Below are 21,351 nucleotides of genomic sequence, written 5' to 3'. Positions count from 1 at the left end.
TACTTCCGGAACTGGTGGGGTAAAACCTCGTGCGGGTTCGAATCCCGTCATCGACTCAGGGTCGATGTGGCGGAACGGAAGACGCGCCAGTCTGTTCCCGCAGCCGACTTCGAACTCGGGCACCCTCCTTTTGCTGCGCCTCCCTCCGAACCCATTGTGAATTCGGGGGAATTCAGCATGTCGCGATTCAACAGGAAGACGGCACGGGCGCAGCCCACTTCGCGCGTCACCTCCACGGGCCGCATTCTGCGCACCTTCCAGGGTGGCCGAGGCCGTGAGCGGGACGCGCGCTCCGAGCTTTTTCTGCTCGCCGTCGCCAACTTCGTCTCCCAGCAGACCTTCTACGAGACCGGCGCCGACCGCGACGACCGGTTCGCGACACTCGTGCGGGAGCTCGCCGTCACCGACCCGGAGTGGACCGCGGGGCTGCTCGGCTGGCTGCGCGGCGAGGGCAACCTCCGTACCGCCTCCGTCGTCGGCGCCGCCGAGTACGTGAAGGCGCGCCTCGACGCGGGCGCCACCGGCGGCCCCTCCAACCGGCAGGTCGTCGACTCCGTGCTCCGGCGCCCGGACGAGCCCGGCGAGCTGCTCGCGTACTGGACGGCGACCTACGGCCGCAACGTGCCCAAGCCCGTCAAGCGCGGCGTCGCCGACGCCGTACGACGTCTCTACAGCGGAAAGTCCCTGCTGAAGTACGACACCGCGGCCAAGGGCTACCGCTTCGGCGACATCCTCAACCTGGTGCACGCGACGCCCGACGCGGACAAGCCGTGGCAGGGCGAGCTGTTCCGGTACGCCCTCGACCGCCGGCACAACCCGGACACGGCCGTGCCGCCCGCGTCGAACCGGACGCTGGTCGCGCACCGTGAGCTGATGGCGCTGCCGGTCGCCGAGCGGCGTGCGGTCGTCACCTCCGCGGGCGGTGCCGAGCGGCTCGCCGCGGCCGGGATGACCTGGGAGGCGCTGGCCGGCTGGCTGCAGGGGCCGATGGACAAGGCGGCCTGGGAGGCGGTCATTCCGTCCATGGGCGCGATGGCGCTCGTGCGCAATCTCCGCAACTTCGACCAGGCCGGCGTCTCCGACGAGGTCGCGGCCCAGGTCGCGGCCCGGATCAGCGACCCGGCGGAGGTGGCGCGGTCGCGGCAGTTCCCCTTCCGGTACCTCGCCGCGTACCAGCACGCGCCGTCGCTGCGCTGGGCGTTTCCGCTGGAGCAGGCGCTCGGCCACTCGCTGGCCAACGTGCCCGCGCTGCCCGGCCGGACGCTCGTCCTCGTCGACCGCTCGGGCTCGATGTGGGGTCCGCTGTCGGGGCGCTCGCAGCTCAACCGGGCGGACGCGGCGGCGATCTTCGGCACGGCGCTCGCGCTGCGCGCGGAGCGGGCGGACCTGGTGCAGTTCGGCACCACCAGCGCCGAGGTGCGGTTCCGCAAGGGTGAGTCGGTGCTCAAGATCCTGGAGCGCTTCGGCAACCTGGGCGGCACCGACACCACGGGCGCGGTGCGCCGGCACTACCGGGGGCACGACCGGGTGCTGATCGTCACCGACGAGCAGTACGCGTACAGCCACTACGGCGACCCGACCGAGCAGGTCCCCGCCGATGTGCCGGTCTACACCTGGAACCTGGCCGGCTACCGGGCGGGCCACGGCCCGTCGGGCAAGGCGAACAGGCACACCTTCGGGGGCCTGTCGGACGCGGCGTTCCGGATGGTTCCGCTGCTGGAGAGCGCTCGCGACGCCGACTGGCCGTGGGCGGCCTGAGGCCGGACGAGCAGGCAGGGGGTGGCCCGCACTTCACGGGGGGTGCGGGCCACACCCTTGTCCGCGCCCAGGACTGACATCTAACATTTCAGTTGTGGAGGCCATACCGCGTACGTTGCTCAGGGACCGCGCCTACGCGGCGATCAGGGACGCCATCGTGGCCGGGGAGCTGGAGCCCGGCGCGGTCGTGCGGGACGCCGATCTCGCAGAGCGGCTCGGGTTGTCGCGGGCGCCGGTGCGGGAGGCGTTCTCGCGGCTGGTCGACGAAGGGCTGCTGGAGAGCAAGCCGCAGAGCTACACGCGGGTGACGCCGGTCGTGGCCGCGGACGTACGGGACGCCGCCGCGGTCGTCGGCGCCATGCACGAGCTGGTCACCCGGATCGCCGTGCCCCGGTTGTTCGCCGCGGACATCGAGGCGATGCGCACGGCCAACGAGCGGTTCGCCGCGGCCGTCGGCGCGGGTGACGTGGACGGCGCGCTCCAGGCCGACGACGACCTCCACGACGTCCTCGTCCGCGTCAGCGGCAACCGTGCCGCCGCCGCGACCGCCGCCCGCTACACCCCCCTCATCCGCAGACTGGAACGCCGCCGCTTCGGCGAGGGCGGCAATTGCCGCTCGGCCGGGCTGCACGAGCGGCTCATCGCGGCCTGCGCGGCCGGTGACGTGGACGCGGCGGTGCGGGTCACCGCGGAGATCTGGCGCGGGCTGGCCGAGCTCGCGGACAGCGACTGACGACCAGAGAGGCTCCCCATGTCCCTTTCCTCGTACGAGCGTTACCCCCTCCTCTTCGGACCCTCGCCCGTCCACCCCCTGGAACGGCTCACCGCGCACCTCGGCGGCGCGTCCCTGTGGGCCAAGCGTGAGGACTGCAACTCCGGGATCGCGTACGGCGGGAACAAGACGCGCAAGCTGGAGTACCTCGTCGCCGACGCCCTCGCCCAGGGCTGCGACACCCTCGTCTCCATCGGCGGCGTCCAGTCCAACCACACCCGGCAGGTCGCAGCCGTCGCCGCCCGCGCCGGGCTCAAGTGTGTTCTCGTGCAGGAGAGTTGGGTGGACTGGCCGGACGCGGTCTACGACAAGGTCGGCAACATCCTGATCAGCCAGCTGGTGGGGGCCGATGTACGGCTGGTGCGGGCCGGGTTCGGAATCGGGTTCAAGGAGAGCTGGGAGCAGGCGCTCCGGGAGGTCGAGGAGTCGGGCGGCACGCCGTACGCCATCCCGGCCGGTGCCTCCGACCACCCGCTCGGCGGCCTCGGCTTCGCCGGATGGGCGTACGAAGTCGCCGAGCAGGAACGGGAGTTGGGGGTCTTCTTCGACACCGTCGTGGTCTGCTCGGTGACCGGCTCCACCCAGGCGGGCATGGTCGCCGGGTTCGCCGCGCTGGAGGAGACGGGCGGCCGGCCGCGGCGGGTGCTCGGCATCGACGCCTCGGCGAAGCCCGCCGCCACCCGGGAGCAGATCGCCAGGATCGCCCACGCGACCGGCCGACTCATCGGTGTCAAAAGGGAGTTGACGGTGGACGACGTCGAGCTGGACGAGCGCTATCACGCCGGCGTGTACGGCATCCCCGACGACACCACCCTCGCCGCGATGCGCCTCGCCGCCCGCACCGAGGGGATGGTCACCGACCCCGTCTACGAGGGCAAGTCGATGGCCGGGATGATCGACCTCGTCGAGCGCGGCGAGATCGGGCCGGATGCGACGGTGCTGTACGCGCACCTGGGCGGGCAGCCGGCGCTGAACGCGTACAGCGCGCTGTTCTAGCCGACGGGGCGGGGCGGGGTCAGGGTTCGAGGTCGACCACTCCCTTGCCGGTCGCGATGTCGAACGGCACGGAGACCTGGTCGTGGGTGATCAGCCATTCGCCGCCGGTCTTCCGGAGGCAGTAGGTGACCCTGACCCACATGCCGTCGATCGCCGTCCCGCCCTTCAGGGTGCCGCCGAGACGGCCGAAGGCGTGCCCGAACGCGAGGTCGTCGCCCACGCTGAGCGTCAGGTCGCGGATCTCGTACCTGACCGTCTCGAATCCCGTGAACACGGGCTCCCAGTTCTTGAGTTTGGCCTCGACGCCCACGTGCTGGAGCGGTGGCTGGACGTCGAAGGACACGATGTCCGGCGCGTAGAGCGGCCGCAGGGCGTCGGGGTCCTTGGCCTGGAGACCCTCGATGAGCTTCTCGATGTTCCGGCGGATCGCTGCTTCCTCGTTGCTCATGTCTTCGTTTCCCATGAACTCGACGGTATGACCGTGCAGTTATCTTGTCCAAGACCGATATCGCTATGGGGTTATGCATCCGGAGGCATGATGGAGCTGAGCGCGCTCAAACAGTTCCTGGTGGTGGCGCGACTGGAGCACCTCAGCCGGGCCGCCGAGGAGTTGCGCCTCGCCCAGCCGTCGCTGAGCCGGACCATCGCCCGGCTGGAGAGCGAACTGGGCACCCCGCTGTTCGACCGGGGCGGCCGGCTCCGGCTGAACGACAGCGGCAGGATCTTCCGCGACCACGTCGAACGTGCCCTGGGCGAACTCGACGCGGGCCGGCGTGCCGTCGCCGAGGCCGGCGGCGACGGGCCGGGCGTCGTACGGCTGGCGTCGGAGACCTTCCTCACCCTCTCGGGACCGCTGGCCGCCTACAAGCGCGCGCATCCCGCCGTCGAGATCGCGCTGCACTGGTCGCCGCCCGAGGACATGGCCCGTCGGCTGCGCGCCCAGGAGGTCGACCTGTGCCTCGCCTCGCAGCCGATCCCCGCCGAAGGGCTGGAGTCCGTGGCGCTGTTCGAAGAACCGGTGGGCGTGGGCACACCGCTCGGCCATCCGCTGGCCGGGCGCACGTCCGTCACCATCGACGAACTCGCCGACCAGCCCTTCGTCACCGCCCGCGAAGGGCACTGGCTGCGGCGGCTGCTCGACCGGCTCTTCGCGGCGCGGGGCCTCACCCCGCGGATCGTCTGCGAGACCGACGAGCACAGCGCCATCGCCGATCTGATCAGCGCGGGCCTCGGCATCGGCCTCGCCCCCGCGATCGCCCGCCGCAGTGCCACGCAGGCGCCGGTCGCCTGGATCCCGGTGGACAGCCCGGACTGCCGCCGCACGGTCACGCTGCACTGGGGCGCCCAGAACCATCTGCCGGCCGCCGCCCGGTTGATGCGTACGGTGATCACCGAGTGGGAGTGGGAGGCGGGGGACGGCCGCGGCGGGCTGCGTCCCCTCTAGGCGTCGTCGTCGAAACGGCGCGGCCGCCCTTGCGCCTGTCAGGCGGGGGCGGCCGTTCCGGGGCGGTGGCTTACGGGGCCGGGGCGGTGGCTTACAGGGCCTGGGCGGCCGGCTTCACCATTCCCCGGACCGTGCGCGACTTCACGAAGTCGCCCATCGCCGTCATCTCCCACTCGCCGGAGAACTGCTTGATCAGCTTGGCCATCATCACGCCGGTCTGGGCCTCGGCGTTGGTGAGGTCGAAGCGGACCAGTTCCTCGCCGGTGGCGGCGTCCAGGAGGCGGCAGTAGGCCTTGGCGACCTCGGTGAACTTCTGGCCGGAGAAGGAGTTCACCGTGAAGACCAGGCCGGTGACCTCCTGCGGGAGGCGGCCGAGGTCGACGACGATCACCTCGTCGTCGCCACCGCCCTCACCCGTGAGGTTGTCGCCGGAGTGCTTGATCGCGCCGCCGACGATCGACAGCTTGCCGAAGTAGCAGCTGTCGATGTGGTTGCGCTGCGGGCCGTAGGCGATGACCGAGGCGTCCAGGTCGATGTCCTTGCCGCGGTACGCCGGCTCCCAGCCCAGGCCCATCTTGACCTGGGAGAGCAGCGGGCGGCCGCCCTTGACCAGGGACACGGTCTGGTTCTTCTGGAGGCTGACGCGGCCCTTGTCGAGGTTGATCTTCCCGGTGCCGGGCGCGTGCGCCGGCGGCGGGGGCGTGCTCATCGGCGGGGCCGGCGGGGTGACCGGGGTCTGGAGCGTGGGCTGCGGCGGGGCGACCGGCTGGGGCGGTGCCACCGGGGCCGGGGCCGGTTCCTCGACCGTCACGCCGAAGTCGGTGGCGATGCCGGCCAGGCCGTTGGCGTAGCCCTGGCCGACCGCGCGGGCCTTCCAGGCGCCGTTGCGCAGGTAGATCTCCACGACCACCAGCGCCGTCTCGGTGCCGAGCTGCGGGGGCGTGAAGGTGGCGAGGACGGAGTTGTCGTCGGCGTTGCGGATCGTGGCCGTCGGTTCGATGCCCTGGAAGGTCTGGCCGGCGGCGTCCGGGCTCGCCGTGACGACGATCTTCTCGATGCCCGGGGGGACGGCGGCGGTGTCCACGATGATCGCGTCCGGCGCCGCGCCGCCGCCCGAGCGGTAGGTCACGCCCGGGCCGTTGGGCTGGTTGTAGAAGATGAAGTCGTCGTCGGAGCGCACCTTGCCGTCGGCGGTGAGCAGCAGGCCCGATACGTCGAGCCGCACCGGGGCGGCGACGTCCACCGTCACGCGCGCGGTGGAGAGAGGGATGTTCGAGCCGGGGGTCATAGCTGTCATGACCGGTGAACGATCCAGCCCGCTTTACCGTTCCCTTACCCGCGACCGTTCGGAGCGGCACGCGGATTCAGCGGCGGTTTCGGGGGTGGTTCCGGGCCGTGCGCTCGTTGCCGCGCTTGTAGTTGCCGGTCCAGCGGGCCATGACGAGCTGGGGGTCGGCGGCGGACTCCACCTCGGCGAGGAACTGCGCGGCTCGGGGGCCGTGGAGGGTGGTCGCGGGGCGGTGGTGGTGGGTGATGTGGACGGTTCCGTTGGCGTGGGCTTCGTAGCCGAAGCCGTGTGGGGTTGGCATGGCGGGATGGTAGGGGGCGGGGTGGGGGTGGGCGCCAAGGGTTTTCGCCCACCCCCACCTACCGGGAACCCCCTACGGCACCACCACGATCTTCCTGCCCACCCCCGCCGCGAACTGTTCCAGCGCCTCCGGGTACCGGTCCAGCGGGATGCGGTCGCTGATGAAGACCTCCGGGTTCAGCACCCCGTTCGCGAAGAGTTCCGCCGCGCGCTCGAAGCTGTGCAGGACCGCCATGGAGCCGGTGATGGTGATCTCCTGGTTGTAGATGCGGTACGGGTCGATCGTCACCTTCGTCGCGTAGTCCGCCACGCCGAACTGGAGGAACGTGCCGGCCTTGGCCACCCGGTCCAGGCCGTCCTGGATCGCCGCCGCGTTGCCCGTGGCGTCGATCACCAGGTCCCAGCCCTGCGGGCGGTCCAGCTCGTCCGCGTGCGCCGCGGAGGCCGAGACGCCGAGCCGGCGGGCCGTCTCCAGGCGGGCCGGGTTCACGTCGATCACGTCCACGCTCGCCGCGCCCGTCCGCTTGGCCAGCTCCAGCATCATCAGGCCCATCGTGCCGGAGCCGTAGATCAGCACATGGGCGCCCAGCCGCGACTGGAGGACGTCGTAGCCGCGTACCGCGCACGACAGCGGTTCCACCAGCGCCGCGTCCTGGGTGCGGACGTGGTCGGGGAGGCGTACGCAGTTCGCGACCGGGGCGAGCGCGTAGGTCGCCGCGCCGCCCGCCGTCGTCACGCCGATCGCCGCCCAGCGCTCGCAGACGTTGTTGTGGCCGGTACGGCAGTAGCGGCACTCGTGGCAGTAGAGGGAGGGGTCCACCGCCACCCGGTCGCCCACGGACAGTTCCGTGACCTGGGTGCCCACCCCGACCACCTCGCCGGCGAACTCGTGGCCCGGCACGATCGGCAGCTTCGGGGCGAACTCGCCCTGGAGGATGTGCAGGTCGGTGCCGCACAGCCCGCAGGCCGCGACCTCGACCACCACCTCCCGCGGGCCCGGCGTCGGGTCCGGGACCTCGGCGACTACGGCCCTGCCCACGGACTCGATGACGGCGGCCTTCATTTCACAGCTCCCAACGACAGGCCCTGGACCAGCTTGTCCTGGGCGGCGAACCCCGCGGCGAGCACCGGCAGGGAGATGACGAGCGACGCGGCGCACACCTTCGCCAGGAACAGGCCCTGGCTGGTGATGAAGCCGGTCAGGAAGACGGGGGCCGTCTCGGCGACCACGCCGGTCAGGACCCGGGCGAACAGCAGCTCGTTCCAGCTGAAGATGAAGCAGATGAGGGATGTCGCCGCTATGCCGGGCAGCGCTATCGGGGCGACGACGCGCGCCAGGATCGTGGGCAGCCTCGCGCCGTCCACCCTCGCCGCCTCGATGATCGCCACCGGGACCTCGGCCAGGAACGACTGCATCATCCACACCGCGATCGGCAGGTTCATCGACGTGTAGAGGATGACCAGCAGCCAGATGTTGTCCAGCATGTCCGTGTTCTTGGCGAACAGATAGATCGGCAGCAGGCCCGCCACCACCGGGAGCATCTTCGTCGACAGGAAGAAGAACAGGACGTCCGTCCACTTCCGGACCCGGTTGACGGAGAGGGCGTAGGCCGCGGGGAGCGCCAGGAGGAGGACCAGGAGTGTCGAACTCACCGAGGCCACGGTCGAGTTGATCAGCGCCGGCCAGGGGCTCGCGCCGCCGCCCGTGCCGAAGAACTCGCGGTAGCCGTCCAGGGTCAACGCCGCCCCGAAGGAGGGGGGATTGGTCGCGGCGTCCGACTCCGAGTGGAAGGACGTCAGGGCCATCCAGGCGATGGGGAGGAAGAAGAGGATCCCCAGCAGCCAGGCCGTCACTCCGAGGCCAAGTCCCTTGCGCTTCACGGTGGTTGCGCTCATGCCCGGCCCACCTCCTCACGGAACAGGGACGAGACGACCCGCAGGGCGAAGGTCGCGATGATGATCGAGCCGATGACGACCAGGACGCCCGCGGCCGAGGCGAGGCCGTTCTCGTGGGCCTGGTAGAAGCTCTGGTAGACGGTGTACGGGAGGTTCGCCGTGCCCAGGCCGCCGGACGTGATCGTGAAGACCGCGTCGAAGTTCTGGACGATGTAGATCGAGCCCAACAGGGCGCCCAGTTCCAGATAGCGGCGCAGGTGCGGGAGCGTGAGATGGCGGAAGATCTGCCAGTCGCTCGCGCCGTCCACCCGTGCCGCCTCCAGCTGCTGGGGGTCCCGGCTCTGCAGGCCCGCCAGCAGGATCAGCATCATGAACGGGGTCCACTGCCAGACCAGGGACGCCTCCACCGCGAGCAGCGGGGTGTTGGAGATCCAGTCGGGTTGCGGGCCGCCGACGTAGTGCAACAGGCCGTTGAGCAGGCCGTACTCGGGGTTGTAGAGGACGTGCTTCCACAGCAGCGCCGCCGCCACCGGGACCACCAGGAACGGGGCGATGAGCAGCGTGCGGACCACGCCCCGGCCCCGGAACCTCCGGTCGAGGAGCAGCGCGAGGAGCAGGCCCAGGACCAGGCTGGCCAGCACCACGGCCACCGTCAGCAGGACCGTCGTCCACACCGAGTGGCGCAGATCCGCGTCGGTGAGGACCTCGCGGTAGTTGTCGACGCCCGTGAAGTGGCGGGCCTTCGGGTAAAGGGCGTTCCAGTCGAAGAACGAGATCACCAGCGTGGCCACGAACGGGAGTTGGGTGACCGCGATCATGAAGATGAGGGCGGGGAGGAGCGGGGCCCGGGTGGCCCAGGCGCGCAGCCGGGCCGACGGTTGGCGGGTGGTGCGTACGGGTGTGGTGGCCAGGGGGGCCGTCGTCGTCGCGGTCATCGTCCCTCGTACTCCTCGGAGATCTTCTCGGCGAGCCGCTGGGACTTGCTCAGCGCCGACTCGACGGACTGGCGTCCGGCGATCGCCGCGCTGATCTCCTGGGAGACCTTGGTGCCGAGATCGGTGAACTCGGGGATGCCGACGAACTGGATGCCGGGCGCGGGGCGCGGCTGCACCCCCGGGTCGGTGGGCCGGGCGCCCTCGATGGCCTCCTTGGTCATCTCCTGGAAGGCGGCGGCCTCTTGGCGGTACGCGGCGTTCGTGTACGTCGAAGCGCGCTTGCCGGCCGGGACGTTGGACCAGCCGATCTCGTCGCCGACGAGCTCCTCGTACTGCTTGCTGGAGGCCCAGGAGACGAACTTCCAGGCCTTGTCGGGGTTGCGGGAGGCGTCCTGGATGCCCCAGGCCCAGGTGTAGAGCCAGCCGGAGGACTTGGTCTTCTCCACGGGAGCGGGGGCGTAGCCGACCTTGCCCTTGACCGGGGAGCCCTTCGCCTCCAGGGAGCCGGCGGCGCTCGTGGCGTCATACCACATCGCGACCTTGCCCTGCGTCATGTTGTTCAGGCACTCGGCGAAGCCGGACTGGGCCGCGCCGGACTCGCCGTGCGCGCGGACCAGGTCGACGTAGAACTTCGCCGCCTTCTCCCATTCGGGGGAGTCGAGCCGGGCCTTCCAGTCCTTGTCGAACCAGGTGCCGCCGAAGGTGTTCACGACGGTCGTGAGCGGTGCCATCACCTCGCCCCAACCGGGCAGCCCGCGCAGGCAGATGCCCTTCATGCCGGGCTCGGCGCCGTCCGCCTTCGCCGCCAGGTCGGCGACCTGGGTCCAGGTGGGGTGCGCGGGCATGGTCAGGCCCTTCGCGGCGAACACGTCCTTGCGGTACATCAGGAAGGACGACTCGCCGTAGAAGGGCTGGCCGTAGAGCTTGCCGTCGTCGCCGGTCAAGGACTCGCGCATGGGCTTGAGGACGTCCTGCTCGTCGTACGCCGGGTCCTTGGCGACGTAGGAGTCCATCTCGTGCAGCCAGCCGTTGCGGGCGTAGATCGGTATCTCGTAGTTGGAGAGGGTCGCCACGTCGTACTGGCCGGCCTGGTTGGCGAAGTCCTGGCTGATCTTGTCGCGGACGTCGTTCTCCGGCAGCACGGTGAAGTTGACCTTGATGCCGGTCTCTTCGGTGAAGCGAGGGGCGAGCTTCTGCAGCTCGGTCATCTGGGGGTTGTTGACCATGAGGACGTTGATCGAGTCGCCGCCCGATCCCGCCCCGCCGGCTCCGGCCCAGCAGCCGGAGAGCAGCGGGGCGAGCAGCGTCCCTGCGACGGCCAGGGCGAGCGGGGCTCGCGGTGGCCGTCGTCGGCTCGGGGTTCGCATGGATCGCTCCTGGACGAATGGATGTATGGATGTATGGGGAGATAAAGGGCGCGACAGGGTAGGGCACGCCGCATCAAGGGGTGGGTCGGGGTTTCAGACGCGGATGACTTGTGGCCCGAGCAGGGAGTAGCGGTGGGCCTCCGCCGACGGCAGCAGGGTGCTCGTGACGATCGCCTCCAGCGTGCCGATCTCCGCGAACCGGCAGAAGCTGACCGCCCCGAACTTGGTGTGGACGCCCGCGAACACCGTGCGGCGGGCGGCCCGGATGGCCTGCGCCTTGACCTCGCTGACGGCCGGGTCGGGGGTGGTGAGGCCGTGTTCGCGGGAGATGCCGTTGGCGCCGATGTAGGCGAGGTCGACGACGAAGCCGGCGAGCATCTTCGTCGTCCAGTGGTCCACGGTGGCGAGGGTGCCGGGGCGGACCCGGCCGCCGAGGAGCAGGACCGAGGTGTTCTCCGCCTCGGCGAGCACGCCGGCCACCGGGAGGGACGCGGTGACCACGGTCAGCGGGCGGTCCCTGGGCAGCGCCTCGGCGATGAGCTGGGGGGTGAAGCCCTCGTCGACGAAGACGGTCTCGGCGTCGCCGAGCAGTTCGGCCGCGGCGGTGGCGATCCTGCGCTTCTCGGGGACGTGGCTGGTGGCGCGGAAGGCGAGCGTCGTCTCGAAGCCGGCGCTCTCCACGGGGTAGGCGCCGCCGTGGGTGCGGCGGATGAGGCCGTGGTCCTCCAGGGCGCGGAGGTCTCGGCGGACGGTTTCCTTGGCCACGCCGAGTTGGGTGGCGAGGGTGTTGACGTCCACGGCGCCGGTGGTGCGGGCGGCGTGGACGATTTCCCGCTGGCGTTCTTCCGCGGTTCTGGTCATCCGGTCACCCGCCTTCCTGTCGTGCTGCCCGTTCGGGCCGTATGCAGGAAGTTGTACAGCGGGGACGGGGTGGTGACCAGGTCTGTTACGAGGGGGATGCTGACCGGATCTGCCCGTTCGGGCAAGGTGCGCCCATGAGCTCGGGGGGTGCTGTGGTGGGGCGGCTGCGGGTGTGTTTGGGCTGGTCGCGCAGTTCCCCGCGCCCCTGGGCGTGGCGCTGCGCGCCACGATCCACGGCGCCGGCCGTGCCCGTATGAGCCCGCGACCGGCCCGTTCCGCGCCCGTCAGTACGGCCAGATCGGGGGGTCGCTCACGAAGTGGCCGCCCAGGTAGGCGTGGGCGATGTTGTCGGGGTCCAGGTCGCCCTGTTCGGCGATCAGTTTCTCGGCGTACGGCTCGGAGTCGTCCTGGGGGTCGTAGCCGAGGGCGCGGGCCGTGGTCAGGTCCCACCACAGGCGGGTGTTGGCGGAGGAACCGTAGACGACGGTGTGCTTGACGTCCTCGGCGGTCAGGGCCGCGTGCAGGAGGCGGGCGCCGTCGGCGGGGCTCATCCAGACCGAGAGCATGCGCACGCTGGTGGGCTCGGCGAAGCAGGAGCCGATGCGGACCGAGACCGTCTCCAGGCCGTACTTGTCCCAGTACAGCTGGGCGAGGTCCTCGCCGAAGGACTTGGACAGGCCGTAGAACGTGTCCGGGCGGCGCGGCGTGTCGACGGGGATGAGCGGGTCGTCGCCCTCGGGGCGGGGGGTGAAGCCCACCGCGTGGTTGGAGGAGGCGAAGACGATCCGCGGGACGCCCTCCTCGCGGGCGGCCTCGTACAGGTTGTACGTGCCCTCGATGTTCGCCTTGAGGATCTTGTCGAAGGACGCTTCCAGGGAGATGCCCGCGAGGTGGATGATCGCGTCGACGCCCCGGACGGCCTCACGGAGCGCGTCCTTGTCGGCGAGGTCCGCGACGATCGCGTCCGGTTCGCCCTCGATCGGCAGCAGGTCGAGCAGGCGCAGTTCGTAGCCGTAGGAAGGGAGCAGGTCTCGCATCAGGGTGCCGAGGCCGCCGGCGGCGCCGGTGAGCAGAACGGTGCGGGGCGCTGGCATGCTCGGCTCTCCTTGGAGTGGACCCATATTCACATTCTTGGACAAGCTAAGGATCATCGGCTCGCCGCGTCAAGGGTGGTGCGCCTTGTGTTCATAAACATAAACTTCGATCAGGATGTCGCACGTCGGCTTCCCTTGTTCGGATGTCGTTCCTCGTCCTAGGAGTGCCCGTGACGCCTGCCGACCTCGCCGCTCGCCTCGGCATCCCCAGCGGGCCGCTGTTCTTCCCCGTCACCGCCTACGGCCCCGACGGCGCCGTCGACCTCGACACCTACCGCGCGCATGTGCGCCGGGGCGTCGAGGCGGGGGCCGCCGCCGTGTTCGCCTGCTGCGGCACCGGGGAGTTCCACGCGCTCACGCCCGAGGAGTTCGAGGCCTGCGTACGGGCCGCGGTCGAGGCCACCGAGGGACGGGTGCCGGTCGTCGCGGGCACCGGCTACGGCACCGCGCTCGCCGTGCGGTACGCGCGGCTCGCCGAGGCGGCCGGCGCGGACGGGCTGCTCGCCCTGCCGCCGTACCTGGTGATCGCCGGGCAGGAGGGGCTGCTGCGGCACTACCGGGAGGTCGCCGCCGGCACCGCGCTGCCCGTCATCGTCTACCAGCGCGACAACGCCGTGTTCACCCCGGAGACCGTCGTCGAACTGGCCCGTACCCAAGGGATCGTCGGACTCAAGGACGGCCTCGGCGACCTCGACCTGATGCAGCGGATCGTGAGCGTCGTACGAAGTGAAGTCCCGGGCGACTTCCTCTACTTCAACGGACTGCCGACCGCCGAGCAGACCCAACTCGCCTACCGCGCCGTCGGGGTGCCCCTCTACTCCTCCGCCGTGTTCTGCTTCGCCCCCGAGATCGCCCTCGCCTTCCACGGGGCACTGGAGAGCGGGGACCGGGCGACGGTGGACCGTCTCCTCGACGGCTTCTACCGTCCCTTCGTCGAACTGCGCGCCCAGGGCCGTGGCTACGCCGTCGCCCTCGTCAAGGCGGGGGTACGGCTGCGCGGGCTCGACGTGGGGGAGGTCAGGCCGCCGCTGCACGAGCCGACCGAGGACCATGTGAAACGGCTCGCGCAGATCATCGAACGCGGCTACGCGCTGCTGGAGGAGGGCAAGTGAAGGCGTCGGCATTCGTCTACCCCTGGGACGTCAACGGAGATCCCCGGGCCGCCGCGACCATCGCGGCCACCGGCGTCCAGCAGGTGACGCTCGCCTCCGCCTACCACTCCACCCGCGCGCTGACCCCCCGCCACCCGCGGCACCGCATCGTCACCGCCGAGCACGCGGCCGTGCTCTACCCCACCGACGACCGTTGGCGGGGACGCGAGTTGCGCCCCTACCCGGCCGGCGACTGGGCGCCCGGCGACGCGTTCGGCGAGGCGGCCGCCGCGCTCACCGACGCCGGCCTGGAGGTGCACACCTGGGTGGTCCTCGCGCACAACTCCCGGCTGGGCGCCGAGCATCCGGACACCTCCGTCGTCAACGCCTACGGCGACCGCTACCCCTGGGCCCCGTGCATCGCCCAGCCCGCCACGCACGCGTACCTCGTCGACCTGGCCGCCGAGGCGGCGGTACGGCCGGGCGCCCACGGCACCGAGCTGGAGTCGCTGGGGTGGTACGGGCTCCAGCATCTGCACGCCCACGACAAGACCGGCGGCGTCGGGCTCGGTGACGCGGGTCTGTACCTGATGGGGCTGTGCTTCTGCCCCACCTGCGGGGAGGGGTACGGCGTCCATGGCGTCGATGCCGATGAGCTGGCGGCCGGGGTCCGTGCGGCTCTGGAGCCGGTGTGGCGGGGGGCGCCGTCCGACGGGGGCTGGGCCGGTGTCGAGAAGCTTCTGGGCTCTTCGATCGCCGGGGCCACGCGCGCGTGGCGCGACGACATCGCCCGCACGCTCCAGGAGGCGGCGGTGACGGCGGTGCGCGGTGCCGCTCCCGAGGGCTTCCAGGTTCTGCTGCACGCCGACCCGGTCTCGTACCACGTGGGCGCCAACGCCGGAGTGGACCCGGCGCACATCCTGTCCGTCGCGGACGGGGTGGTCGTGCCCTGCGCGGGCGGGCCGGGGCTGCTGGCTCCGTTCGCCGAGGTGTCCGGCGGGTCGGTCATCGCCGCCAACTTCACCGTCGTCTCCGGCATGGGCGGCAGCCCCGGCACGCTCGCCTCGGACGCGGCACGCGCGCGTGCGCTCGGGGCGACGGAACTGCGGCTGTATCACGCCGGATTGGCGTCGGACGCGGACCTGGAGGCGGTGCGGTCGGCGCTCGCCGGGCTGTGAAGCAGCGGCAGGGCGGTCGCCAGCCACGCCGCGCCCAGGATCGGCAACAGGAGGCGTAGGCCGACCAGTTCGACCAGCACCGCGCCCGCGGCCAGCCCGAGGACGTTCGGTGCGAACACCACGGTGTTGGCCGTGGCGACGGTACGGCCCAGCAGCGCGTCCGGGGTCTCCCGCTGTACGGCCGTGAGTACGGTGATCAGCACGCACGGCAGGCCCAGGCCGCTCGCCGCGCTGCACGCCAGCGCCAGGGGGTCGGACGGTATTGCGCGCAGGGCCGCCGCGACGGCCGTGAGGGCGATGCCGTACGCCGCGAAGCGGCGCTCGCCGAGGTGCCGCAGCGCGGGGCCGGAGAGCAGGCCGACGGTTATGGAACCGGCGCCCTGAACGGCGTACAGGACGCCGGTGTACGTGGGGGAGTGGCCGAGGGTGTCGACCACGGCGTAGGTCATCGCGCCGTTGAGGCCGGCGAAGAGCATCGTGGTGCCGCCGGCCAGGACGAGGGGGCGGAGGCGGGGGTGTCGCCAGAGGTGGCGGGCGCCCTCGGTGGTTCGGGTGCGCCAGGTGGGGGTGGGGGGTTTGGGGCGGAGGGGTTCGTCGATGCGGAGGCGCGCGTACAGGGTGAGTGCGGCCAGGAACGTGGCGGCGTCGAGGAGGGCGACGGCGGGTCCGCCGTACGCGGCGTACAGGCCTGCTCCTGCGAGGGGGGCGAGGAGTTTCATGCCCTCCGTCGCCGCCATGCGCAGACCGTTGAAATCGCCGAGGAGGGTGTGGTCCACAGCCGTGGCGACCAGGGCGGACTCGGCCGCGTCGTGGACGACGCCCGTCGCGCCGTAGACGAAGAGCACCGTGAAGAGGAGCCACAGGTCGCCGGGGGCGTCCACGGTGGTGAGGGCGAGGAGCACGGTGGCGAGGAGCAGGTTCGCTCCGATGAGGAGGGGTTTGCGGCGGGTGCGGTCGGCGAGTGTGCCGAGGGCGGGGCCGGCCAGGGTGGGGGCCCACATCGCGAGCATGCACAGGGCGGCGAGGCCGTTCGAGCCGGTGAGGTCTTTGACCCAGATGCCGGAGGCCAGCCAGAGGGCGGAGGTGCCGAAGCCGGAGACGACGACCGCGGTGAGGTAGAGGCGGGCGTTGTGGTCGTGGAGGAGGGGGCGGGGACGGGGAGGGGTTGGCCGGGGTGTCATGCCTGTTGATCGTGGCGCTAAGGAGGGGGTGGGGGGATGGGGAAGATGCCCTGGAAAAGGGCTGGGGAGGGGGTGGGTTCGGCGGGCTGCGATGAGTTTTGGGGGTGGGGGCCGTCTTCCTTTGAGACGACGTTCTGAGGAGACGAGCATGACCGACGTACCCCTGGATCTCGGGCCGCAGACCCGTGTCGTGGCGCGCCTCGCGGAGGCGGTGACCGATGAGCAGCTGGCGGGCGGGACGCCGTGTCCCGAGTACGCGGTACGCAATGTCCTGGGCCACCTGCTGCATCTTTCCGTTGCGTTCCGTGATGCCGCGCGTAAGGATCTCGGCGCCACGACCGACACTCCGCCGACTGCCGCGGTCCCTGACATCGGGCCCGGCTGGCGGGAGGAGCTTGCGAAGGTGCTGGAGGAGCTTGCGGACGCGTGGCGTGACCCGGCTGCGTGGACCGGGATGACCCGGGCCGGTGGAGTTGATCTGCCGGGGGAGGTCGGGGGAGCCGTCGCGGTCGATGAGCTGGTGATCCACGGGTGGGATCTGGCGGTCGCGACCGGGCAGCGGTACGAGCCTGATCCCGCCGCGCTTCAGGCGACGTACGGCTTTCTCCTGGCCGCCGCCGAGGATCCCGGTCGGGGTGGTGGCATCTTCGGGCCGGTGGTGCCGGTTGCGGATGATGCGCAGTTGCTGGAGCGGGCGGTGGGGCTGAGCGGGCGGGCGCCGGGGTGGTCGCCGTCCTGAGGTCGTGTTGTGGGCGGTGCGGGTTGGGGGTGGGGCGGGGCCGCGCCGGGGGGCCGGTCCGTAGGGGGCCCGGCAACGCCCTGAGGGGCGCGGGGAACTGCGCGACCAGCCACGACGTTGCCGCACCCGCCCGGCGGGCCCCCGTGGCAGTCTCCTCGGCGGGCTAAATCGGCGGCACTCAGATGGGTCCCCGCCTACCCTCCCCGCATGTCCCTCACCCTTACCGTCCTCGGCACCGCCTCGCCCCACCCCGGCCCCGACACCCCTTGCTCCGGCTATCTCGTGCGGGGTGGCGGGGCCGAGGTGTGGGTGGACGCCGGCTTCGGGAGCTTCGCGGAGTTGCGGCGGCACACTGATCCGGCGCGGCTCGATGCCATCTGGATCTCGCATCTGCACGCCGATCACTACGCCGACCTGACGGCCGCCGTCTACGGGTTCGCGTACGGCGGGATCACCCTGTCCGCGCCGGTGCCGGTGTACGCGCCGGGTGAGTGCGCGTCGCGTCTTGCCGGGTTCTTCGGACGGGGCGACACGGGGTTCCTGAGCGGGATCTTTGATTTCCGGGCGTTGCGGCATGGGTACGCCGTCCAGCATGGTGGGCTGACCATGACCGCCTCGGCGGTCGAGCACGATGTCGAGGCCTACGGGCTGCGCGTGGAGGCCGGTGGGCGGGTGCTCGCCTACTCCGGGGACACCGGGGCCTGCGATGCGCTCCTGCATCTCGCGGGCGGTGCCGATCTGTTCGTCTGCGAAGCCGACGTGGACGCGCATGGCGAGGGCGACGTCGATCCTGTGCATCTGACGCCCGAGGAGGCCGGGGCCGGTGCCCGTATGGCCGGTGGCGTGGGGAAGTTGGTGATCACTCACGTGGGTCCCGGCCTGAGCGTCGAGGACGCCACCGCCCGTGCGGCCTCGGCGTTCGGTGGGCCGACGGTCGCCGCTCGCGTCGGTGAGACCCACGTCGTCTGATCGGCGACCTCAACTTCCTTTGTCAGAAGCATTGACGAAGCCCCTGCCCACTTCTAACTTCAACGCGTCGTACTTCGTACGTCATATATGAGACGCGATACGCGAGATCAGATACGTGACTTCCGAGAGGCGCGCATGACCTCTGTGCCCACGCCGATCCCGTCCCGCACGCAGTTCGTGCTGGACGCGATCAAACACCGCATCCTCACCGGGCAGTTGACGCCCGGGCAGGCGCTGGTCGAGACCGACCTCGCCGCGCAGTTCGGGGTCTCCAAGACCCCGGTGCGCGAGGCGCTCAAGACCCTCGCCGGTACCGGGCTGGTCGTGATGAGCCAGTACAAGGGCGTCACGGTGCGCATGGTGGACGCGAACATGGCGCGCGAGGTCTACGATGTCCGGCTGCTCCTCGAACCCGAGGCGCTGAAGCGGGCCGTCAGGCGGGGGGCTTCCCTGGACGAGGCCCGGGACGCGTTGACCCGGGCGGACCAGGCCACCGACGCCGCCGAGCGTTCGCTGGCCAACCGGGAGTTCCATCGCGCCCTGTATCTGCCGTGCGGCAACCCGCTGTTGGGCCGCATGCTCGACGAGGTCCGTGATCAGGCCGCCCTCGTCTCCGCCGTCGCCTGGGCGGCCTCGCCCTCCTGGGAGCGGGAGGCCGGTGAGCACCGCGAGATCCTGCGGCTCGCCCTCGACGGTGACGCCGACGGCGCCGCCCGCGCCCTCCACGCGCACATCGCCTCGTTCGTGCAACGGGCCTTCCCGGACGCCGAGTCCGAGGTCCAGGGAGAGGACGGTCCGGCATGACGACGACGTTCGAGACCCAGCGGGCCGCCCTGGCCGACGTGGTCGCGATCCCGGTGACCCCCTTCGCCGAGGACGGCTCCGTCGATCAGGACGCCCATCGGGCCCTGCTGCGTCGTCTGTTGGATGGAGGGATCGGGACGCTCACCCCCAACGGGAACACCGGCGAGTTCTATGCCTTGGCCCCGGAAGAGCGGCGGCTTGTCACCGAGATGACGATCGACGAGGCCGGTGAGCGTGCCGTGATCCTCGTCGGTGTCGGTCATGACGTGCCCACTGCTGTCGCCTCCGCTCGTCATGCCCGGGAGCTGGGCGCTGCCATGGTGATGGTCCATCAGCCCGTCCATCCGTATGTCTCCCAGGGCGGCTGGGTCGACTATCACCGCGCCATCGCCGAGGCCGTGCCCGAGCTGGGGGTCGTGCCGTACATCCGTAATGCCCAGCTGAGTGGGGTGCGGTTGGCCGAGCTGGCCGACTGCTGTCCGAACGTCATCGGGGTGAAGTACGCCGTTCCGGACGCTTCCAGGTTCGCCGGCTTCGCGCGGGACGCGGGGCTCGATCGATTCGTATGGGTCGCGGGGCTTGCCGAGCCGTATGCGCCTTCCTATTTCTCGGCGGGTGCCACCGGGTTCACCTCGGGGCTGGTGAATGTCGCCCCGGCCGTTTCGCTGAACATGATCGAAGCGCTTCGATCCGGTGACTATCCGGGGGCGATGAAGGTCTGGGAGCAGATCCGGCGCTTCGAGGAGCTGCGTGCGGCGAATGGGTCCGCCAACAACGTCACCGTCGTCAAGGAGGCCCTTGCCTCTCTGGGGTTGTGTCGGCGCGATGTCCGGCCGCCGAGCAAGTTGCTGTCCGAGGACGAGCGGGACGAGGTCGCCGCCATCGCCGCCGGGTGGTCGATATGACGGAGGGCAGAGAGCGGTTGAGCGCGGAGCAACTCCGCAGCCATCAGTGGTACGGCACCGAAGGGCAGTTGCGCACCTGGTCGCACAACGCCCGGATGCGGCAGCTCGGTTACGAGGCGGAGGAGTACCGGGGACGTCCGGTCATCGCCGTTCTCAACACCTGGTCCGATATCAATCCCTGCCATGTGCATCTGCGCGAACGCGCCGAGGCGGTCAAGCGGGGGGTGTGGCAGGCCGGGGGGTTCCCGCTCGAATTCCCGGTCGCCACCCTGTCGGAGACCTATCAGAAGCCGACCCCGATGCTCTATCGCAACCTGCTCGCGATGGAGACCGAGGAGCTGCTGCGGTCCTATCCGATCGACGCCGCTGTGCTGCTTGGTGGTTGTGACAAGTCGACGCCGGCTCTGCTCATGGGGGCTACCTCGGCTGACGTGCCGTCACTCTTTGTTCCTGCCGGGCCCATGCTGCCCGGGCACTGGCGCGGGGAGACGCTCGGGTCCGGTACCGACATGTGGAAGTACTGGGACGAGCACCGTGCGGGCAATCTGACGGACTGTGAACTCCGGGAACTCCAAGGGGGGTTGGCGCGGTCTCCCGGTCACTGCATGACCATGGGTACGGCGTCCACCATGACCGCGGCCGCCGAGGCCCTCGGGATGACACTGCCCGGTGCCTCCTCGATCCCGGCCGTCGACTCCGCGCACGAGCGGATGGCCGCCGCCTCCGGGCGCCGGGCCGTGGAGCTCGCCTGGACCGCGCTGAAGCCGTCCGAGATCCTCAGCCCTGCGGCCTTCGAGGACGCCGTCACCACCGTGCTCGGGCTGGGCGGCTCCACCAACGCCGTGATCCACCTCATCGCGATGGCGGGCCGGGCCGGCGTCGAGCTCACCCTCGACGACTTCGACCGCATCGCCCGTACCGTCCCGGTGCTGGCCGACGTGCGGCCCGGTGGCCGGACGTACCTCATGGAGGACTTCTACTTCGCCGGCGGCCTGCCCGGCTTCCTGTCGCGGATCACCGACCTGCTCCACCTGGACCGGCCGACCGTCAACGGCACGCTGGGGGAGCAGTTGGAGGGCGCGGTCGTCCACAACGACGATGTCATTCGTGGCCGGGAGAACCCGGTCGCGGATGAGGGCGGGGTCGCCGTGCTCCGCGGCAACCTCTGTCCGGACGGTGCCGTCATCAAGCACATCTCCGCCGAGCCGCACCTGCTCAAGCACACCGGTCCCGCGGTCGTCTTCGACGACTACAAGACCATGCAGCGGACGATCAACGACCCGTCGCTCGGCATCACCGCCGACAGTGTGCTCGTGCTGCGCAACTCCGGGCCCAAGGGCGGGCCCGGCATGCCCGAGTACGGCATGCTGCCCCTCCCCGACCACCTGCTCAAGCAGGGCGTGCGGGACATGGTCCGGATCTCCGACGCCCGGATGAGCGGCACGAGTTACGGCGCCTGCGTGCTGCACGTGGCGCCCGAGTCGTACGTCGGCGGACCGCTCGCCCTCGTGCGCGGCGGCGACCTGATCACGCTGGACGTCGAGGCGCGTTCCCTCCATCTCCATGTGGAGGAAGGGGAGTTGGCGCGTCGGCGAGCCGAGTGGACGCCGCCGCCCGTGCGTGACGAGCGGGGCTACGGCGCCCTCTACAACGAGCAGATCACGCAGGCCGACACCGGCTGCGACTTCGAGTTCCTCGCCCGGAAGGGCATCGTGCAGGACCCCTACGCGAGCTGATCCCGAGCACCACGGGCCTTCTTCTTCCTGGCCTTCG

The 21,351-nt window shown here is 70.8% G+C and carries 21 protein-coding genes; 11 read left to right on the top strand and 10 right to left on the bottom strand.

Annotated elements, in window-relative coordinates; translation table 11 throughout:
• The first annotated feature begins 177 nt into the window (after positions 1–177).
• The 3 genes from CRP56_RS10185 (at position 178) to CRP56_RS10175 (ending at position 3,526) form a co-directional block, all read left to right on the top strand.
• Positions 178–1,758 (top strand): TROVE domain-containing protein, encoded by a 1,581-nt coding sequence (locus CRP56_RS10185; protein ID WP_097262438.1) that lies wholly within the window; start codon positions 178–180, stop codon positions 1,756–1,758.
• A 103-nt stretch (positions 1,759–1,861) separates the two neighbouring features.
• A complete protein-coding gene (locus tag CRP56_RS10180; protein ID WP_179851299.1) occupies positions 1,862–2,491 on the top strand; it encodes a GntR family transcriptional regulator in 630 nt (209 codons plus the stop codon).
• A gap of 18 nt (positions 2,492–2,509) precedes the next feature.
• Positions 2,510–3,526, top strand: a complete 1,017-nt coding sequence (locus tag CRP56_RS10175; protein WP_097262435.1) for a 1-aminocyclopropane-1-carboxylate deaminase — start codon at positions 2,510–2,512, stop codon at positions 3,524–3,526.
• A gap of 19 nt (positions 3,527–3,545) precedes the next feature.
• On the opposite strand, the gene CRP56_RS10170 is transcribed toward CRP56_RS10175, so the two are convergent.
• Positions 3,546–3,989 carry a YybH family protein gene (locus tag CRP56_RS10170; protein WP_218877966.1) on the bottom strand — a complete coding sequence of 148 codons (444 nt, stop codon included), beginning with the start codon at positions 3,987–3,989 and terminating at the stop codon, positions 3,546–3,548.
• Positions 3,990–4,061: 72 nt separating this feature from the next.
• Here CRP56_RS10170 and CRP56_RS10165 point away from each other — a divergent pair, with 72 nt between their 5' ends.
• Entirely contained in the window at positions 4,062–4,970 is a 909-nt protein-coding gene (locus CRP56_RS10165) for a LysR family transcriptional regulator (protein WP_218877964.1), read from the top strand.
• Between the two features lie 91 nt (positions 4,971–5,061).
• Here CRP56_RS10165 and CRP56_RS10160 read toward each other — a convergent pair whose 3' ends face one another.
• The 8 genes from CRP56_RS10160 to CRP56_RS10125 form a co-directional block, all read right to left on the bottom strand.
• Entirely contained in the window at positions 5,062–6,258 is a 1,197-nt protein-coding gene (locus tag CRP56_RS10160) for a TerD family protein (protein ID WP_097262428.1), read from the bottom strand.
• 76 nt (positions 6,259–6,334) lie between these two features.
• On the bottom strand, positions 6,335–6,559 hold the full coding sequence (locus tag CRP56_RS10155; RefSeq protein WP_097262426.1) for a hypothetical protein: 225 nt from the start codon (positions 6,557–6,559) through the stop codon (positions 6,335–6,337).
• Positions 6,560–6,631: 72 nt separating this feature from the next.
• The gene (locus CRP56_RS10150) at positions 6,632–7,621 is read right to left on the bottom strand and encodes a zinc-dependent alcohol dehydrogenase family protein (RefSeq protein ID WP_097262423.1); all 990 of its coding nucleotides are present in this window, start codon (positions 7,619–7,621) and stop codon (positions 6,632–6,634) included.
• On the bottom strand, positions 7,618–8,454 hold the full coding sequence (locus CRP56_RS10145; RefSeq protein ID WP_059197306.1) for a carbohydrate ABC transporter permease: 837 nt from the start codon (positions 8,452–8,454) through the stop codon (positions 7,618–7,620). The genes CRP56_RS10150 and CRP56_RS10145 overlap by 4 nt, the downstream gene beginning before the upstream one ends.
• Positions 8,451–9,389, bottom strand: coding sequence for a carbohydrate ABC transporter permease (locus tag CRP56_RS10140; RefSeq protein ID WP_097262421.1), 939 nt, complete (start codon positions 9,387–9,389; stop codon positions 8,451–8,453). The genes CRP56_RS10145 and CRP56_RS10140 overlap by 4 nt, the downstream gene beginning before the upstream one ends.
• A complete protein-coding gene (locus tag CRP56_RS10135) occupies positions 9,386–10,756 on the bottom strand; it encodes an ABC transporter substrate-binding protein (protein WP_097262419.1) in 1,371 nt (456 codons plus the stop codon). The genes CRP56_RS10140 and CRP56_RS10135 overlap by 4 nt, the downstream gene beginning before the upstream one ends.
• A 93-nt stretch (positions 10,757–10,849) precedes the next feature.
• Complete coding sequence (locus CRP56_RS10130; protein ID WP_097262416.1) at positions 10,850–11,617, bottom strand: DeoR/GlpR family DNA-binding transcription regulator; 768 nt, start codon at positions 11,615–11,617, stop codon at positions 10,850–10,852.
• Positions 11,618–11,901: 284 nt separating this feature from the next.
• Positions 11,902–12,711 carry an NAD-dependent epimerase/dehydratase family protein gene (locus CRP56_RS10125; protein WP_097262414.1) on the bottom strand — a complete coding sequence of 270 codons (810 nt, stop codon included), beginning with the start codon at positions 12,709–12,711 and terminating at the stop codon, positions 11,902–11,904.
• A 170-nt stretch (positions 12,712–12,881) separates the two neighbouring features.
• Between CRP56_RS10125 and CRP56_RS10120 the strand changes: the two genes are divergently transcribed.
• Positions 12,882–13,823: a 5-dehydro-4-deoxyglucarate dehydratase gene (locus CRP56_RS10120; protein WP_097262412.1), complete on the top strand. Its 942-nt coding sequence runs from the start codon at positions 12,882–12,884 to the stop codon at positions 13,821–13,823.
• A complete protein-coding gene (locus CRP56_RS10115; protein ID WP_097262410.1) occupies positions 13,820–14,980 on the top strand; it encodes a hypothetical protein in 1,161 nt (386 codons plus the stop codon). The genes CRP56_RS10120 and CRP56_RS10115 overlap by 4 nt, the downstream gene beginning before the upstream one ends.
• On the opposite strand, the gene CRP56_RS10110 is transcribed toward CRP56_RS10115, so the two are convergent.
• Positions 14,917–16,161 (bottom strand): MFS transporter, encoded by a 1,245-nt coding sequence (locus CRP56_RS10110; RefSeq protein ID WP_097262408.1) that lies wholly within the window; start codon positions 16,159–16,161, stop codon positions 14,917–14,919. The two genes, CRP56_RS10115 and CRP56_RS10110, sit on opposite strands and share 64 nt — an antisense overlap.
• A gap of 148 nt (positions 16,162–16,309) precedes the next feature.
• Between CRP56_RS10110 and CRP56_RS10105 the strand changes: the two genes are divergently transcribed.
• From CRP56_RS10105 to araD, 5 genes are all read left to right on the top strand, one after another.
• Positions 16,310–16,900 (top strand): TIGR03086 family metal-binding protein, encoded by a 591-nt coding sequence (locus CRP56_RS10105; RefSeq protein WP_097262406.1) that lies wholly within the window; start codon positions 16,310–16,312, stop codon positions 16,898–16,900.
• 207 nt (positions 16,901–17,107) lie between these two features.
• Positions 17,108–17,869, top strand: coding sequence for an MBL fold metallo-hydrolase (locus CRP56_RS10100; protein WP_097262405.1), 762 nt, complete (start codon positions 17,108–17,110; stop codon positions 17,867–17,869).
• A gap of 135 nt (positions 17,870–18,004) precedes the next feature.
• Positions 18,005–18,673, top strand: coding sequence for a GntR family transcriptional regulator (locus CRP56_RS10095; protein WP_097262402.1), 669 nt, complete (start codon positions 18,005–18,007; stop codon positions 18,671–18,673).
• A complete protein-coding gene (locus CRP56_RS10090) occupies positions 18,670–19,578 on the top strand; it encodes a dihydrodipicolinate synthase family protein (RefSeq protein ID WP_097262400.1) in 909 nt (302 codons plus the stop codon). The genes CRP56_RS10095 and CRP56_RS10090 overlap by 4 nt, the downstream gene beginning before the upstream one ends.
• On the top strand, positions 19,575–21,314 hold the full coding sequence (araD, locus tag CRP56_RS10085) for an L-arabinonate dehydratase (protein WP_097262398.1): 1,740 nt from the start codon (positions 19,575–19,577) through the stop codon (positions 21,312–21,314). The genes CRP56_RS10090 and araD overlap by 4 nt, the downstream gene beginning before the upstream one ends.
• Positions 21,315–21,351: the final 37 nt, after the last annotated feature.

The sequence above is a fragment of the Streptomyces sp. TLI_55 genome (genome assembly GCF_900206255.1).
GTDB lineage: Bacteria > Actinomycetota > Actinomycetes > Streptomycetales > Streptomycetaceae > Streptomyces > Streptomyces aquilus.
Note: the sequence above shows the minus strand (reverse complement) of the source record. Positions and strands in the feature narration are given on the sequence as shown.

What these genes read in the sequence shown, in the direction of transcription:
- CRP56_RS10185 (WP_097262438.1), top strand. Translation starts at nt 178, where the DNA reads ATGTCGCGATTCAACAGGAAGACGGCACGGGCGCAGCCCACTTCGCGC.
- CRP56_RS10175 (WP_097262435.1), top strand. Translation starts at nt 2,510, where the DNA reads ATGTCCCTTTCCTCGTACGAGCGTTACCCCCTCCTCTTCGGACCCTCG.
- CRP56_RS10170 (WP_218877966.1), bottom strand. Translation starts at nt 3,989, where the DNA reads ATGGGAAACGAAGACATGAGCAACGAGGAAGCAGCGATCCGCCGGAAC.
- CRP56_RS10165 (WP_218877964.1), top strand. Translation starts at nt 4,062, where the DNA reads ATGATGGAGCTGAGCGCGCTCAAACAGTTCCTGGTGGTGGCGCGACTG.
- CRP56_RS10160 (WP_097262428.1), bottom strand. Translation starts at nt 6,258, where the DNA reads ATGACCCCCGGCTCGAACATCCCTCTCTCCACCGCGCGCGTGACGGTG.
- CRP56_RS10155 (WP_097262426.1), bottom strand. Translation starts at nt 6,559, where the DNA reads ATGCCAACCCCACACGGCTTCGGCTACGAAGCCCACGCCAACGGAACC.
- CRP56_RS10150 (WP_097262423.1), bottom strand. Translation starts at nt 7,621, where the DNA reads ATGAAGGCCGCCGTCATCGAGTCCGTGGGCAGGGCCGTAGTCGCCGAG.
- CRP56_RS10145 (WP_059197306.1), bottom strand. Translation starts at nt 8,454, where the DNA reads ATGAGCGCAACCACCGTGAAGCGCAAGGGACTTGGCCTCGGAGTGACG.
- CRP56_RS10140 (WP_097262421.1), bottom strand. Translation starts at nt 9,389, where the DNA reads ATGACCGCGACGACGACGGCCCCCCTGGCCACCACACCCGTACGCACC.
- CRP56_RS10135 (WP_097262419.1), bottom strand. Translation starts at nt 10,756, where the DNA reads ATGCGAACCCCGAGCCGACGACGGCCACCGCGAGCCCCGCTCGCCCTG.
- CRP56_RS10130 (WP_097262416.1), bottom strand. Translation starts at nt 11,617, where the DNA reads ATGACCAGAACCGCGGAAGAACGCCAGCGGGAAATCGTCCACGCCGCC.
- CRP56_RS10125 (WP_097262414.1), bottom strand. Translation starts at nt 12,711, where the DNA reads ATGCCAGCGCCCCGCACCGTTCTGCTCACCGGCGCCGCCGGCGGCCTC.
- CRP56_RS10110 (WP_097262408.1), bottom strand. Translation starts at nt 16,161, where the DNA reads ATGACACCCCGGCCAACCCCTCCCCGTCCCCGCCCCCTCCTCCACGAC.
- CRP56_RS10105 (WP_097262406.1), top strand. Translation starts at nt 16,310, where the DNA reads ATGACCGACGTACCCCTGGATCTCGGGCCGCAGACCCGTGTCGTGGCG.
- CRP56_RS10100 (WP_097262405.1), top strand. Translation starts at nt 17,108, where the DNA reads ATGTCCCTCACCCTTACCGTCCTCGGCACCGCCTCGCCCCACCCCGGC.
- CRP56_RS10095 (WP_097262402.1), top strand. Translation starts at nt 18,005, where the DNA reads ATGACCTCTGTGCCCACGCCGATCCCGTCCCGCACGCAGTTCGTGCTG.
- CRP56_RS10090 (WP_097262400.1), top strand. Translation starts at nt 18,670, where the DNA reads ATGACGACGACGTTCGAGACCCAGCGGGCCGCCCTGGCCGACGTGGTC.
- araD (WP_097262398.1), top strand. Translation starts at nt 19,575, where the DNA reads ATGACGGAGGGCAGAGAGCGGTTGAGCGCGGAGCAACTCCGCAGCCAT.